This is a genomic window from Pseudomonas sp. AP19 (assembly GCF_001728855.1).
In the GTDB taxonomy this organism is placed as follows: Bacteria; Pseudomonadota; Gammaproteobacteria; order Pseudomonadales; family Pseudomonadaceae; genus Aquipseudomonas; species Aquipseudomonas fluorescens.
This window is the reverse complement of sequence record NZ_LXJP01000001.1, coordinates 1-13,153: the sequence shown is the minus strand read 5'-3', so window position 1 is coordinate 13,153 and position 13,153 is coordinate 1. Positions and strand designations below refer to the sequence as shown.

The window sequence follows — 13,153 nt, the reverse complement described above, 5'->3', positions numbered from 1 at the left end:
TCGCCGGCCTTACTTAAGTAAAAACACCATCAGCGGGTTGTCGTTCAAGCGCCCTTCGAAGTCTGGCGCCTGCTGCTGCATCGGTGTGCCCTTGAGCAGCGCGGCCTCTTTGCGCGGCACGATCACCCAGGATGGCCGGGGCAAGGTGAGCAGCTTCTCAGGCTCGTTCCCTGCCACGAACAGCGGCTGCTCATCGTGCGTAAGGTTCATCATGTAGCGTATCGCCCAGGTGTCGCGGCCGAGGTCGACAAATACCAGCGGCCCTGGCTGCGACGCACGCAGCGTCTCCACTTGGCTGACGAAATTATGCGTGTCGAACTGCAGGTCCTTGGACGGCTCTATCACCACCACCAACAGTAACCACTGCGCCACCAGTGCAATCAGGCTGAGCCACACCAGGCGCACTGCCCGACGCCAGGCAATCAACGCCGCCACTTGCAGAATCACCCACGCGCCGATCAACAGCGGCAACGAAACATCAGGCCAGTAGCCGTGTTTTTGCCAACTGGACCGACACACCAACAGGACAACCACGCACAACGCCGGTAGCGCCGCGACAAGCACTTCGTAGCAGCGGCGCACGCCGACCAGCCAGCTTTGCGCCTGGAGCAGCCCATAGGCGGCGACAGCGGCAAACATCGGCACCATCGGCAGAATGTAGTAAGCGCGTTTGAAGTGCGGCACCGACAGCCCGAGCAAAATCATCAAGCCACACGCCCCCAGCCGCACCACCAACTGCACGTCGTCATTGACCCATCGCTCAGACCAGCGATTGCGCAGCGCAATCAAGGTCGCCAGCGCCAGCGGCACCACCGGGAAGTACCGGTACAAACTCAGCTTGAAGTAGAAGTAGAACGGCTCGCCACTCTCATCGAGCCGCCCGCTGACCTGCATCCTGAACACGTCATCGGCAAACGCATCGCCACCGCTGAACCGCGCCAGCTTCATCAACACCCACCAGCAGGCCACGAGCAGCGCCAAGCCCACAACGCCGTGGATCAGCACCTGCTTGACCCGCTCCCCCGGCCGGCCCAGCGCCCAGTACACGCACACCACACCGCAGACCTCGATCAGCCCCAATGGCCCGCGAATCGCAAACGCCAACACAAACAACGGGAATACGGCCAGCTGCCTGACGCGCGACCCCAGGCGCTCGCCACTGTGCAGCAGGTAGAAACTGCCCACGCATAACAGCGCGACCATCAGGTCCAGGCACACCGAACGTGACTTATCGAGCAGCTGGGTGGTGAGTAACGTGAGCAACACCGTCAGCAACGCCCAGGGCCGGCTGGACGGCGCCAGCAGGCGATAGATCAGGGCGATCACGCCCGCCGAAGCAAGTGCTGTCGGCAGGACATTCGCGAGATGGTTCGGCGCACCGAACAGGCGCGCAAATACGAAACTGAAGAAGGTGGCGGTGCCCGGGTAGTCGGGATACGGCTGCCCGTAAGTGGTGGGGAAAAGGCTCGCGCCGTGGCGAAACATCTCCTGCATGAACAACGCCCAGCGCCCGTCAAATCCTTGGGGTTGTTCGTCCCAGACACCCAACGTAAACAGTAATAAAGCGATCAGAAAAATGCCCAGGGACTCCAGGCGATAACGACTGCGGTGATCCATTGAATGTCCTTTCAGGTAGGGTGCGCCCTCTCCATGGTGCCGACTCTGCCCCTGAATAGCGGCTGAACAAACCCGAATATTTATGGATCTAGCGACCGGCGCGCCCGACCAGCGCGGGAATCAACCGGATGTAGAGCAGCTCGCCCATCAGCTCAATCAGGGTTTGCAGAATCACCGCCGTCGCAGCCAGCCCGCGCACGTCTTCGGGCAAGGCCAGCGCCAGCGGCAATACCACCAGAGAGTTGCGGGTCGACGCACTGAACGTGACCGCCCGCGCAGTGACGGCCGGCAAGGCGAACAGCCGTGCAGCCAACGCGCCCATCAATGGCGCCAGTAACAGGAAGCCGACGTAGACCGGAATCACCGGCAACAACGACGCGATATCCCGCACCACCGAGGTGATCTGCGAGCCGATGACCACAAACAGCACCAGCGCCATCGCCGGCACCGGCAACCAGGCCCAGGCACTGTTCCACAGGTTGATGACCCTTGAGCGCCGTGCCAGAGAAGTCGTCAGCACCGCCAGGACCATCGGCAGCACGATCAACCACAGGAACGCCTCGACAAACGGCCCGGCCGCTACCACCACGGCGGACTGCGCGCCCAGCATGAAACTCAGGTACACCGGCAACAACGCTAACTGCAGCAACAACAGCACGGGCGTCGCCGCCAACATCCCCCGCGAGTCGCCTTTGCCGATATGGGTAAACACCACCACGTAGTCGATACATGGCGTCAGCAACACCAGTAAGGCGCCCACCAGCAAGGCCGGGCGCTCTACCAGACCACGGGTCAACGCCCACACCAGCAACGGCACCAGGATGAAATTGGCCAACAGCAAAGCCGAGATGAAACGCTTGTTGCCCAGGCCCTGGCGCAGATCCAGAAATGGAATTTGCAGGAACATGGCGTACATCAGCACGGCGATGGCGGGCGTGACCAGCACGCCAAGGCCCTGGGCCGACGAAGGCGCAAGCACACCGAATGCCGCCGCCAGCAAGACGGCGGCAAAGTACACAGGGATCTGGTTGTGCTCAAGGGTGTCGCGGGTCATGGGCTGACTCTGGCTGCTCAATAGACCGCCAGCCTAAGCACCGCGGGCGCTCAGGTCGAGCCTCGAAAATTTCCTGCGCGCATGGCGGGCTAAATTTGTTAGTTTCGGATGCTTATAAAAGCGCGCGGCTCCCAGGCCCAAAGCGTAAGGATCGAGCCGACCCATGAACCTGCCCACCCGACCTGCCCCAGAAGCTTTTCGCGAGCCGGCTGCCGATGGCTACCCTGTCAGCGGCTTCACCTGGCGCCATATCAGAACCGACCTGACACGCCCGGTCGTCATCATCAACGCCGCCACCTCGGTACGTTGCCGCCACTATTCACGCTTCGCCGACTACCTGTTCGCCAACGGCTTCGACGTCATCACTTACGACTACCGTGGCATCGGCGAATCCCGCCAGGGCTCGTTGCGCGGGTTCAAGGCGTCGTGGTCGGATTGGGGCGTGCTGGATTTCGAAGCGATGTTGCAGCGCGCAAAACGGGAGTTTGCCGGGCAGCCGATTGATGTGGTCGGCCACAGTTTTGGTGGCTGCGCGGCGGGGTTGGGCGCCTCTGGCGCGGTGATTCGGCGAATCGTGACGGTCGGCGCGCAGTTTGCGTATTGGCGCGATTACGCAGCGAACGGACGTTGGCGCATGGTCGGCAAATGGCATGTGCTGATGCCGTTGGTGACGGCGCTGTGCGGGTATTTCCCCGGCAAACGCCTGGGCTGGCTGGAAGATACGCCGGCCGGTGTGGTGCGCGACTGGGGCATGCCCACGCCCAGGTACGAGACGCGACCCAGCGGGCGCACCTTGGGTGAGTTGCCCTTCAGCCGCGTGAACGCGCAACTGCTGGCCATCAGCATCACCGATGACCCCTTTGGCACGGTAGCGGCCATCGAGCGGTTGCTGAGCTATTTCGATAGCAGCGAGCGCACTCATCTGCGGATTGCTCCGCAAGACATTGGCGAAACCGCCGTCGGGCATTTCGCCTTCTTCCGCAGCGATTATCAGGACCGGCTGTGGCCAATTGCGCTGAAGTGGCTGCAACACGGCGCACTGGCGCAAGGCACACCCGGCCAGCGCGTCTAGAAACCCTTGGGATTTGCCCCAACCTGCGCTTCAATACGCCACCCAGATCCAGACCCCAAGGACGTTGAGCCCATGGCCTCGCCGAACAAGCAGCAAAAACGTGCCCACCGGGCCAAGGCCAAGGCCAAGGCCAAGCAAAACCGTACCCAGCGCGCCGTTGCGACCAAGCCGGATGCGTTCGCAGGCGACGACAGCCGCATTGACCTTGAGTCCGTGGATTTAACCGAGTTGTTTGTCGAAATGCGCACCGCAGGCGAGACCAGCCAGCAGGCACTGTGTGCGGTGTTCCTGGCGCACCCGTTGCTGGCGGTGGTGCTGGAGCAGGAAGGTGAGGAAGAGGCGACCGACTTTATCCTGGCGGCGCTGATCGAGTATCGGCAATGGGCGACGGATACCGAGGATGAAGCCGCGGCGCTGGCGTGGGTCGAGTCGCCGCAATTCCAGGCCGATTATGTTGCCGCGTCCCAAGCGCTGATTGGCGCACAAGACTGATACAAAACCAAAAGTGGGAGCGGGCAAGCCCGCTCCCACAGGGTGAATGGCGTGCTGCAGAAGCAGCACGCGTCACATCAATTGAGCACTGCAGCACCGGCCCTTTGCGCCTTGCGACGGCTCGACACATACAACCCCGCCAACACCACCAGCAAGCTCAGGATCCCGGTCGCAATGATCTCGACCCGGTGCGCTTCCTGGAACAGCATGATTGTCAGCGTACCCACGATGAACACCATCACCGCGTAGGTCAGGCCAGGGAACAGCCACATCTTGAAGACAATCTTCTCGCCCGCTGCCGTGCGCTTCTGGCGCATGCGCAGTTGCGACACCGCAATGACCAGGTACACCAGCAACGCAATGGCGCCGGAACTGGCCAGCAGGAATTCGAACACTGCCGCCGGGGCCACGTAGTTGGCGAATACCGCCAGGAACGCCGCGCCAGTCGACAACATCACCGCCCAGTAAGGCGTGCCGCTCTTATTGGTGCGCTTGGCCACAGCCGGTGCGTCACCGCGACGGCCCAGGGAGAACAACATGCGCGAAGCGGTGTACAGCGCCGAGTTGAGGCAACTGGTCACGGCAACCAACACCACCAGGTCGACGATCAACTTGGCGTTCGGAATGCCCATGCGTTCCAGCACGGTCTGGTAGGAACCTACGGCCGCCAGGGTCGGGTCGTTCCATGGCACCAGGGACACAACGATGAAGATCGACAGCAGGTAAAACAAACCAATCCGCCAGATCACCGAGTTGGTGGCCTTGGTGATTTGCTGGCCCGGGTTCTTCGATTCCGCTGCGGCGATGGTGACGATCTCGGTGCCCATGAAGGAGAACATGGTGGTCAGGATTGCTGCCAACACCGCGCCCATGCCGTTGGGCATGAAGCCCTGCGTATCAAACAGGTGTGAAACGCCGCTGACCTGGCTGGTCGGCAGGAAGCCGAAAATGGCAGCCAGACCAAGAATCACAAAGCCCACGATTGCCACGACTTTGATCAGTGCAAACCAGAACTCGAACTCACCATAGTTTTTCACGCTGAACAGGTTGGTCGCTGTCAGCAGCAAGGTGATGATCAAGGTAAACGCCCAGATCGCCACATTCGGGAACCAGGCATGAAGGATGGTCGCCGCCGCGTTGGCTTCCAACGGAATCACCAACACCCAGAACCACCAGTACAACCAGCCGATGGTGAAACCGGCCCAGTGACCGATCGCGCGGTCAGCGTAGGTGGAGAATGAACCGGTGTCCGGCGAAGCCACCGCCATTTCGGCGAGCATGCGCATCACCAACACCACCAGTGTACCGGCAGCCGCATAAGCCAGCAGCACTGCAGGGCCGGCGGCAGCAATCGCGTGGCCGGAGCCGACAAACAAACCGGCACCAATAACGCCGGCAATCGACAGCATGGTGACGTGACGCGGTTTGAGCCCCTGTTCGAGGTCATTGGAGCTTTGCGTACTACTCATTGACACACCTTTGCGAGGAATTGCGAAAACGGTCCGCCCGACCTGCGATCCTTCTCGTGAAAAGAAACCAACGGGGCGTTCTTTATTTTTTACGCAAGATTTGCGCCAAAATGTTACAAGGTCGCGATTGACGCGGGCTGTAGGACAATTGATCAGTCATCGCAAGTCATTGAGAACAATGGCATTCCGCTATAGCGTTACCGTGCGACTCACTTTCAAGACACCTGCGCGCACCAAAAACACACACGAAAAGTACGTGACGCTCCAATACAGGGCCGATATGGACCGTTTGCCCGGTTAACCCTTCCAACACCCGGCCAAAGCTGGCACCATCGCGCCCTTTTTTACGCGAAGCCTGTGGATTTATCGGGTTCAAACGTCTGTTAGGTTGTTGATGGCGCGACACACTGCTGTGCCGATGCGACACCCTGCCGCACACCACCCGTTAACCGTCCGTAGCGCTGTTGGCTGCCATCTGAACGCTATGCTAGCTTGGCGCCTCGCCAGGAAGGCAGCCCAACAGCAAGAACGCACTGAACACAATGAGGACCGCACATGGCCCAGGCCGCGCCCGCGCTTGAAATCCGCAACTTGCACAAACGCTATGGTGAGCTGGAGGTACTTAAAGGTATCTCGCTGACCGCTCGCGACGGCGACGTGATCTCGATCCTGGGTTCCTCCGGTTCCGGCAAGTCCACATTCCTGCGCTGCATCAACCTGCTGGAAAACCCGCACCAGGGTCAGATCCTGGTCGCCGGTGAGGAGCTCAAGCTCAAGGCTGCAAAGAACGGCGAGCTGATGGCCGCCGACGGCAAACAGATCAACCGCCTGCGCAGCGAAATCGGTTTTGTGTTTCAAAACTTTAACCTGTGGCCGCACATGAGCATCCTCGACAACATCATCGAGGCGCCCCGCCGTGTGCTCGGCCAGAGCAAGGCCGAAGCGATAGAAGTGGCCGAAGCCCTGCTGGCCAAGGTCGGCATCAGCGATAAACGCCACGCCTACCCGGCGCAACTGTCCGGTGGCCAGCAACAACGCGCGGCGATTGCGCGCACCCTGGCGATGCAGCCCAAGGTCATCCTGTTCGACGAGCCGACATCGGCGCTTGACCCGGAAATGGTCCAGGAAGTACTTAATGTGATCCGCGCGCTGGCCGAAGAGGGCCGCACCATGCTGCTGGTCACCCATGAAATGGGCTTCGCCCGGCAGGTTTCCAGTGAAGTGGTGTTCCTGCACCAGGGCCTGGTCGAAGAGCAAGGATCGCCACAGCAGGTGTTTGAAAACCCGCTTTCGGCGCGCTGCAAACAATTCATGTCCAGCAACCGCTAACGGAGCAACATGCATGCAGAACTATAAAAAATTCCTTCTGGCCGCGGCCGTTTCGATGGCGTTCAGCGCGACGGCCATGGCAGAAACCTTGAAAATGGGGATCGAGGCGGCCTACCCGCCCTTCAACAATAAAGACGCCAGCGGCAACGTTGTCGGCTTCGACAAAGACATCGGCGACGCCCTGTGCGCCAAGATGAAAGTCGAGAAATGCGAAGTGTATGTGTCCGACTGGGACGGCATCATCCCGGCCCTGAACGCCAAGAAGTTCGACTTCCTGGTGTCCTCGCTGTCGATCACCGATGAGCGCAAGCAGGCTGTCGACTTTACCGACCCGTACTACTCCAACAAGCTGCAATTCATCGCGCCTAAAGCCACTGCGGACTTCAAGCCCGACGCGGCTTACCTGAAGGGCAAGATCATCGGCGCCCAGCGCGCGACGTTGGCCGGTACTTACCTGGAAGACAAGCTGCCGGACACCGAGGCCAAGCTCTACGACACCCAGGAAAACGCCTACCTCGACCTGACGTCCGGCCGCCTCGACGGTATCCTCGCCGACAAGTACGTGCAGTACGAATGGCTCAAGAGCAAAGACGGTTCTGCCTATGAATTCAAAGGCGACCCGGTTGTAGAAAGCGACAAGATCGGTATCGCCGTACGTAAAGGCGACCCACTGCGCGAGCGCCTGAACAAAGCCCTGGCAGAGATCAAGGCAGACGGCACCTACAAGAAAATCAACGACAAGTACTTCCCGTTCAGCATCGAATGATCTGAACGGCCTGACCGACGCGCTCGCTTGAGCGCGCCGGCTTTTAGCAATGCCTGCCGCGATATGAAAACACCATGAATTTCGATCTCTACGGATTCGGCCCGGCCCTCGCCGCCGGCGCGCTGATGACCGTCAAACTGGCGCTCACGGCCTTGTGCCTGGGGCTGGTGCTGGGCCTTGCCGGCGCCTTGGCCAAGACATCCCCCTACAAGCCGTTGCAATGGCTGGGCGGTGCTTACTCGACTATCGTTCGTGGCATTCCCGAGCTGCTGTGGGCGCTGCTGATTTACTTCGGCACCGTCAACCTGATGCGTGCCCTCGGCGAGTTCTTCGGTAACCCCGACCTTTCGCTCAGTGCCTTCGCCGCCGGGGTTATCGCCCTGGGGCTGTGCTTTGGCGCCTACGCCACCGAAGTGTTTCGTGGCGCGATCCTCGCCATTCCCAAAGGCCACCGCGAAGCCGGTGTGGCGTTGGGCTTGTCGAAGTTTCGGATCTTCACCCGGTTAATCATGCCGCAGATGTGGCGTATCGCCCTGCCGGGGCTGGGCAACCTGTTTATGATTTTGATGAAAGACACCGCGCTGGTGTCGGTGATCGGCCTCGAAGAAATCATGCGCCATGCGCAGATCGGCGTGACCGTGACCAAGCAGCCGTTCACCTTCTTTATGGTCGCGGCGTTCATGTACCTGGGCCTGACCGTGCTGGCCATGACCGGCATGCACTTCCTGGAAAAACGTGCCGCCCGCGGCTTTGCAAGGAGCACCCAATGAGCGGTGACTACAGCTGGCTGTCGCACTTCGACCTGGGCCTGAACTGGGCGGTGATCATCAAGTGGCTGCCCAAACTGGCCCAGGGTGCGACCCTGACCCTGGAGCTGGTGGCCATTGCCGTCATCGCCGGCCTGCTGCTGGCGATCCCGCTCGGTATCGCGCGCTCCTCGCGCCGCTGGTACGTGAGCGCCCTGCCCTACGCGTATATTTTCTTCTTCCGTGGCACGCCGCTGCTGGTGCAGCTGTTCCTGGTCTACTACGGCCTGGCGCAGTTCGATGCCGTGCGTGAGAGCTTTATGTGGCCCTACCTGCGCGATCCGTTCTGGTGCGCCACCGCCACCATGACCCTGCACACCGCCGCCTACATCGCCGAGATTCTGCGCGGCGCGATCCAGGCCATTCCGCCGGGTGAAATCGAAGCGGCGCGGGCCTTGGGCATGTCCAGGCCGAAGACGCTGTTCTACATCATCCTGCCGCGCGCCTCGCGCATCGGCCTGCCGGCGTACAGCAATGAAGTGATCCTGATGCTCAAGGCCAGTGCCCTGGCCAGTACCGTGACCTTGCTGGAACTGACCGGCATGGCGCGGACCATCATTGCGCGCACCTACCTGCCGGTGGAGATCTTCTTCGCCGCCGGGCTGTTTTATCTGCTGATGGCCTACATCCTGGTGCGCGGCTTCAAACTGCTCGAACGCTGGCTGCGCGTCGATGCTTGCCAGGGACGTTGAAGCACGCTTCGAAGCGCTGGATGCGTTTCTAATCGAGCACCAAGGGCTGTGGCGACCACGGCCCTTTACGCACCTGCAACTGCCCTGGGAAACCCAACATCCCGAGTTGGCCCAGTGGCTGCGCCAGCGCTCGTTGGCCGATGCCGAACGCTGTCACAACCACCCCTACGACCTGCCGGCACCCGCACCGTTTGCACCGTTGGCCGCGCAGGCATTGCAGCTCAGTGCTGTGGACCGGTTACCGGCACACGCGCTTGCACCCGCGCGCCATCGCCTGAATGTCGACGTACCGGGCCGCAAGTGGCAGCAAATCGAAGCCTTCGGTACTGCGCTTAATTTCGCCGAAACACCCACCCACTGGCTGGACTGGTGCGCTGGCAAAGGCCACCTCGGCCGCCGCCTGCTGCAACCCGGCCAACAGCTGACCTGCCTCGAATACGACCCGGCCCTGATCGCCTCGGGCCAGGCCTTGAGCGACCATCACGGCCTGCCCGCGGCCCATCGCCTGCAAGACGTGATGGCGGACGTGTCGATCCGCGCCGACCACACGCCCGTCGCCCTGCATGCCTGCGGCGACCTGCACGTGCGCCTGTTGCAACTGGCCAGTGCAGCAGGCTGCAAGCAACTGGCGCTGGCGCCGTGCTGTTACAACCGCATCAGCGCTGACCATTATCAAGCGTTATCGAGGGTTGGGCGTGCGTCGCGGCTGCAACTGTCGGTTGATGACCTGGGGCTGCCGCTGAGCGAAACCGTCACCGCCGGCAACCGTGTACGCCAGCAACGCGACACCTCCATGGCCCGGCGCCTGGGCTTTGATCTGTTGCAGAGGCAGTTACGCGGGCGTGACGAATACCTGCCCACGCCCTCCCTGCCCGCCCACTGGCTGGATAAACCGTTTGCCGACTATTGCCGGGAGCTGGCGGGCCTCAAGGGGTTTTCCACAGGCGAACAGGCTTGGGCGGCGCTTGAGGCGCACGGCTGGCGCCGCTTGGCGCACGTGCGAAACCTGGAGTTGGTACGAGCGCTGTTTCGGCGCCCTTTGGAAATGTGGCTGGTGCTGGACCGGGCACTTTTCCTGGCGGACCAAGGCTACAACGTCGAGATAGGCAGCTTCTGCGAACCCACTCTGACCCCGCGCAATTTGATGGTGCTGGCTGAGCGCGATTAGGGGGCAATTTTCCTACACGTGCCCTGTGGATAACTCTGTTGATACATTCTTGCCAGAGGCTGTAGCTATCAGCGCTACAGAGCAAAAGCCACCCTGGTCATTTTTTGTTCACAAAATAAAACGCACACAAAACAGGCAGTTGCAGCGTATTGAGAACGGTGCCACAAAATCGCGGTTTCCTGGCTACAACAACCAACCGATTGTGCATAAGCATTTGGCGCCACGCGAATAAACCGCGCTTTAGGCGGTTTTTTTCGGGGCCTTCAACAACCGGCAAAGCTCATTCAGATCGTCAGTGAACAACCTTTTTGCCACGGTATCCAACGGGTCAGTTGCAAAGGCCAAGGCTTCATTGATGGCCACGTCGCGATGAATCTCCAGCGGCGCTTTGCCCAACCGGTGCTTGAAGGCTTCAAGCATGTCCAGGCTGAATGCACTGCTCTCGTCCACCTGGTTGACCACCACATGCACAACGGGCGGGCGCTCACCCGCAAGGTGCGGCGCGAGCAGGACATCGAAATGGTCGAGCGTACCGAGGCAGGCGGCGTCGGCCTGCGCAATCACCAACACCACATCGGCAACGTTCAGCGCTTGATGGAAGTAGACGTTATTGCCGGCCGGCGTATCGATAATCACCGTTTGCCGCTCGCTCAGGCCCAGCGAAGTGAGCCGCTGCGCCAGCCAGCCGGGCTCGTGCTTGAGCCAACGCTCGAGGGTTTCCTGCTGCTCCATGTCGACATCGCCAAAGGTAATCACCTGGCAACCGGCAAAGCCAACCTGCTGCAACGGGCTCCATTTGCCATGTTCCAGGCTGGTGCGGCCGATGCCGGGCAATGTGGCACTGACGCCGAAGTGGTGATGCAAGGCGTTTTGCGGGTCCAGATCCAGCGCCACCACCGACTCGCCGTGGCGCTGTAAACCACTGCTCAAGGCCGTGGCCAGGGTGCTACGACCAACGCCGCCATTCATCGACACCAACGCCACCACTTTGGGGCGCAGCGCCGCGATATCAGTCAAGTGGGCTTGGGCAGGGTTGGGTTCATTTGCAGGCACGCTGCCAAAAAAGTGCAGGCGCGCATTAATGCCTTGGGCATCATGGGTAACGTTCTTGCCGAACAACATCAGCAGTTCTTCGCTAAGGCTCATAACCAGCTCCTCACGACGCGGCTGCAAGACGTGAAGGTCGGCAAGCAGGCACTTACCGCAGGTCTTATTATTGGCGTCTTAGTGAGGCATTCTGTGACAGGCGTACAAGAGTGTCATTATTTTGATGTTTTTACTGACCAACTTCTAGACGAGCGGTAAATAGTCAAATTAATGGCTTGGGTGCATGCGCCCTTTTAAGGCACGGCATAACGCATTTATATCCTGGCAACCGACAGTGTTCAGCAACGGGTCGAGCGGGTCGCGCCCGTAGGCGTGGGCCTCGCTGAATGCGCGATCGCGGCGCACCGCGCCCAGCACCGCATCGCCCAGGCGCAGCCTGAACACGCCGGCCATGTCCTGGCTGAACGCGTGGCCAACGTCCACTTGGTTGATCACGTAAAACCGTTGGGGTGGCGATTCGCCTGCGAGGTACGGCGCGAGCACGTCGTCCATGTTCGCCAAGCGGTGGAACGAAGCGGCGTCCGGCTGCACCACCACCAGCACCGCATCCGCCACCGACAGCGCTTGGCTGAGGTACACCGTATTACCCGCAGGGACATCAATCACCACCGTGTCCTGCCCATTCAGCCCGAGCCCGGCCAAACGCTTGCGCAGAAACCCCAGGTCCTGCCCCAGCCAGCGCTTCAGGCTTTGTTGCTGCACCGGGTCAGCCTCGCCAAAAGCGACCATACGGCACCCGGCAAACCCCCGCTTGGGCAAAGCCGCCCAGGTCTGGTTGAGCAGGCTGACAGCCCCAAGGCCCGGCAAATCAAACCCTGGGCACAAGTGATAACGCAAGGCGTTTTGCGGATCCAGGTCCAACGCCAACGCCGGATGCCCCTGACGCTGCAAACCACTGGCAAGCGCCGCCGCCAACGTGCTGCGCCCCACACCGCCCGTGGCAGAAACCACCACCACAACCTTCGGCGCCGAAGCATCCGAATACACCTCGCCATGCCGCTCTTCAGCCACCTCGGGCGGATACACAGCCTGCGCAGCGCCCTGGTTCAATTGTTCGAACAACCGCTGCAAAGACTCAGCCAGCGCAGTGCCTGGTATTGGACTGTGATCTGCACGCCCCACTGACTGACCCCTGCGTTAAACCGCTGATTCATTGTGGGGCGCATTGTGTGATAGCAAACTGATGCTGTCAGTACTGGGTGTTTGTAACGAAACGCTTTCAGATGAGCGGCACACCACAAACCACTGGCAACCCTTCATCGCCGCCAGCCTGCTCTCCTGGAGCCTGACCGCCCAACACCAATAGCGCCGCCCGCATGGGCTGCTGCGCGGTGAAGGCGCGGCTGACGTATCTGGACTCAAAGGCCCCAGTGCAGGTGCAGAAGCCGATGAAATTCACCGACGATTGCGGCGACGAAAATTGAGCTGATTTGCACGCCCTGAAGCGACGAAAAAGCGGTGATCGCAAAAAAACCTTCACTTCTGCAAAAATAGTCAGAATTCAGGGGTTTACAGAAGCTTATCAATCGCTATAATCGTCGCCCTAACACGCCGGTATAGCTCAGTTGGTAGAGCAACTGA

Annotated in this window: 12 protein-coding genes; 7 read left to right on the top strand and 5 right to left on the bottom strand. The window is 60.7% G+C overall.

What is annotated here, in order from left to right; translation table 11 throughout:
* Positions 1 to 9: 9 nt before the first annotated feature.
* Both A7D21_RS00060 and A7D21_RS00055 read right to left on the bottom strand, forming a co-directional pair.
* Positions 10 to 1,617: a glycosyltransferase family 39 protein gene (locus A7D21_RS00060; protein ID WP_069550805.1), complete on the bottom strand. Its 1,608-nt coding sequence runs from the start codon at positions 1,615 to 1,617 to the stop codon at positions 10 to 12.
* A gap of 88 nt (positions 1,618 to 1,705) precedes the next feature.
* Complete coding sequence (locus A7D21_RS00055; protein ID WP_069550804.1) at positions 1,706 to 2,671, bottom strand: arsenic resistance protein; 966 nt, start codon at positions 2,669 to 2,671, stop codon at positions 1,706 to 1,708.
* 163 nt (positions 2,672 to 2,834) lie between these two features.
* Here A7D21_RS00055 and A7D21_RS00050 point away from each other — a divergent pair, with 163 nt between their 5' ends.
* On the top strand, positions 2,835 to 3,743 hold the full coding sequence (locus tag A7D21_RS00050; RefSeq protein WP_069550803.1) for an alpha/beta fold hydrolase: 909 nt from the start codon (positions 2,835 to 2,837) through the stop codon (positions 3,741 to 3,743).
* 72 nt (positions 3,744 to 3,815) lie between these two features.
* Positions 3,816 to 4,235: a hypothetical protein gene (locus A7D21_RS00045; protein ID WP_069550802.1), complete on the top strand. Its 420-nt coding sequence runs from the start codon at positions 3,816 to 3,818 to the stop codon at positions 4,233 to 4,235.
* Between the two features lie 77 nt (positions 4,236 to 4,312).
* On the opposite strand, the gene gabP is transcribed toward A7D21_RS00045, so the two are convergent.
* Positions 4,313 to 5,704 carry a GABA permease gene (gene gabP, locus A7D21_RS00040; protein WP_053253870.1) on the bottom strand — a complete coding sequence of 464 codons (1,392 nt, stop codon included), beginning with the start codon at positions 5,702 to 5,704 and terminating at the stop codon, positions 4,313 to 4,315.
* A gap of 555 nt (positions 5,705 to 6,259) precedes the next feature.
* On the opposite strand from gabP, the gene A7D21_RS00035 reads away from it, so the two are divergent.
* The 5 genes from A7D21_RS00035 to A7D21_RS00015 all read left to right on the top strand — a co-directional run bounded on the left by A7D21_RS00035 (position 6,260) and on the right by A7D21_RS00015 (position 10,465).
* On the top strand, positions 6,260 to 7,033 hold the full coding sequence (locus A7D21_RS00035; protein ID WP_053253869.1) for an ABC transporter ATP-binding protein: 774 nt from the start codon (positions 6,260 to 6,262) through the stop codon (positions 7,031 to 7,033).
* 13 nt (positions 7,034 to 7,046) lie between these two features.
* Entirely contained in the window at positions 7,047 to 7,799 is a 753-nt protein-coding gene (locus tag A7D21_RS00030; protein ID WP_069550801.1) for an ABC transporter substrate-binding protein, read from the top strand.
* A gap of 74 nt (positions 7,800 to 7,873) precedes the next feature.
* Complete coding sequence (locus tag A7D21_RS00025; RefSeq protein WP_069550800.1) at positions 7,874 to 8,569, top strand: ABC transporter permease; 696 nt, start codon at positions 7,874 to 7,876, stop codon at positions 8,567 to 8,569.
* A 38-nt stretch (positions 8,570 to 8,607) separates the two neighbouring features.
* On the top strand, positions 8,608 to 9,297 hold the full coding sequence (locus tag A7D21_RS00020; RefSeq protein ID WP_053253900.1) for an ABC transporter permease: 690 nt from the start codon (positions 8,608 to 8,610) through the stop codon (positions 9,295 to 9,297).
* Positions 9,278 to 10,465 (top strand): methyltransferase, encoded by a 1,188-nt coding sequence (locus tag A7D21_RS00015; RefSeq protein ID WP_069550799.1) that lies wholly within the window; start codon positions 9,278 to 9,280, stop codon positions 10,463 to 10,465. Before A7D21_RS00020 ends, A7D21_RS00015 begins: the two co-directional genes overlap by 20 nt.
* 240 nt (positions 10,466 to 10,705) lie before the next feature.
* Here the strand turns inward: A7D21_RS00015 and bcsQ (A7D21_RS00010) are convergent, their stop codons facing one another.
* Positions 10,706 to 11,611 (bottom strand): cellulose biosynthesis protein BcsQ, encoded by a 906-nt coding sequence (gene bcsQ, locus A7D21_RS00010; protein ID WP_069550798.1) that lies wholly within the window; start codon positions 11,609 to 11,611, stop codon positions 10,706 to 10,708.
* A gap of 168 nt (positions 11,612 to 11,779) precedes the next feature.
* Positions 11,780 to 12,643 carry a cellulose biosynthesis protein BcsQ gene (bcsQ, locus tag A7D21_RS00005; RefSeq protein WP_256555894.1) on the bottom strand — a complete coding sequence of 288 codons (864 nt, stop codon included), beginning with the start codon at positions 12,641 to 12,643 and terminating at the stop codon, positions 11,780 to 11,782.
* Between the last annotated feature and the right edge of the window lie 510 nt (positions 12,644 to 13,153).

Excerpts from the sequence above, each read along its gene's own strand:
- A7D21_RS00030 (WP_069550801.1), top strand. The coding sequence starts at position 7,047 with ATGCAGAACTATAAAAAATTCCTTCTGGCCGCGGCCGTTTCGATGGCG.
- A7D21_RS00025 (WP_069550800.1), top strand. The coding sequence starts at position 7,874 with ATGAATTTCGATCTCTACGGATTCGGCCCGGCCCTCGCCGCCGGCGCG.
- A7D21_RS00060 (WP_069550805.1), bottom strand. The coding sequence starts at position 1,617 with ATGGATCACCGCAGTCGTTATCGCCTGGAGTCCCTGGGCATTTTTCTG.
- gabP (WP_053253870.1), bottom strand. The coding sequence starts at position 5,704 with ATGAGTAGTACGCAAAGCTCCAATGACCTCGAACAGGGGCTCAAACCG.
- A7D21_RS00015 (WP_069550799.1), top strand. The coding sequence starts at position 9,278 with ATGCTTGCCAGGGACGTTGAAGCACGCTTCGAAGCGCTGGATGCGTTT.
- A7D21_RS00055 (WP_069550804.1), bottom strand. The coding sequence starts at position 2,671 with ATGACCCGCGACACCCTTGAGCACAACCAGATCCCTGTGTACTTTGCC.
- A7D21_RS00035 (WP_053253869.1), top strand. The coding sequence starts at position 6,260 with ATGGCCCAGGCCGCGCCCGCGCTTGAAATCCGCAACTTGCACAAACGC.
- A7D21_RS00045 (WP_069550802.1), top strand. The coding sequence starts at position 3,816 with ATGGCCTCGCCGAACAAGCAGCAAAAACGTGCCCACCGGGCCAAGGCC.
- bcsQ (WP_069550798.1), bottom strand. The coding sequence starts at position 11,611 with ATGAGCCTTAGCGAAGAACTGCTGATGTTGTTCGGCAAGAACGTTACC.
- A7D21_RS00050 (WP_069550803.1), top strand. The coding sequence starts at position 2,835 with ATGAACCTGCCCACCCGACCTGCCCCAGAAGCTTTTCGCGAGCCGGCT.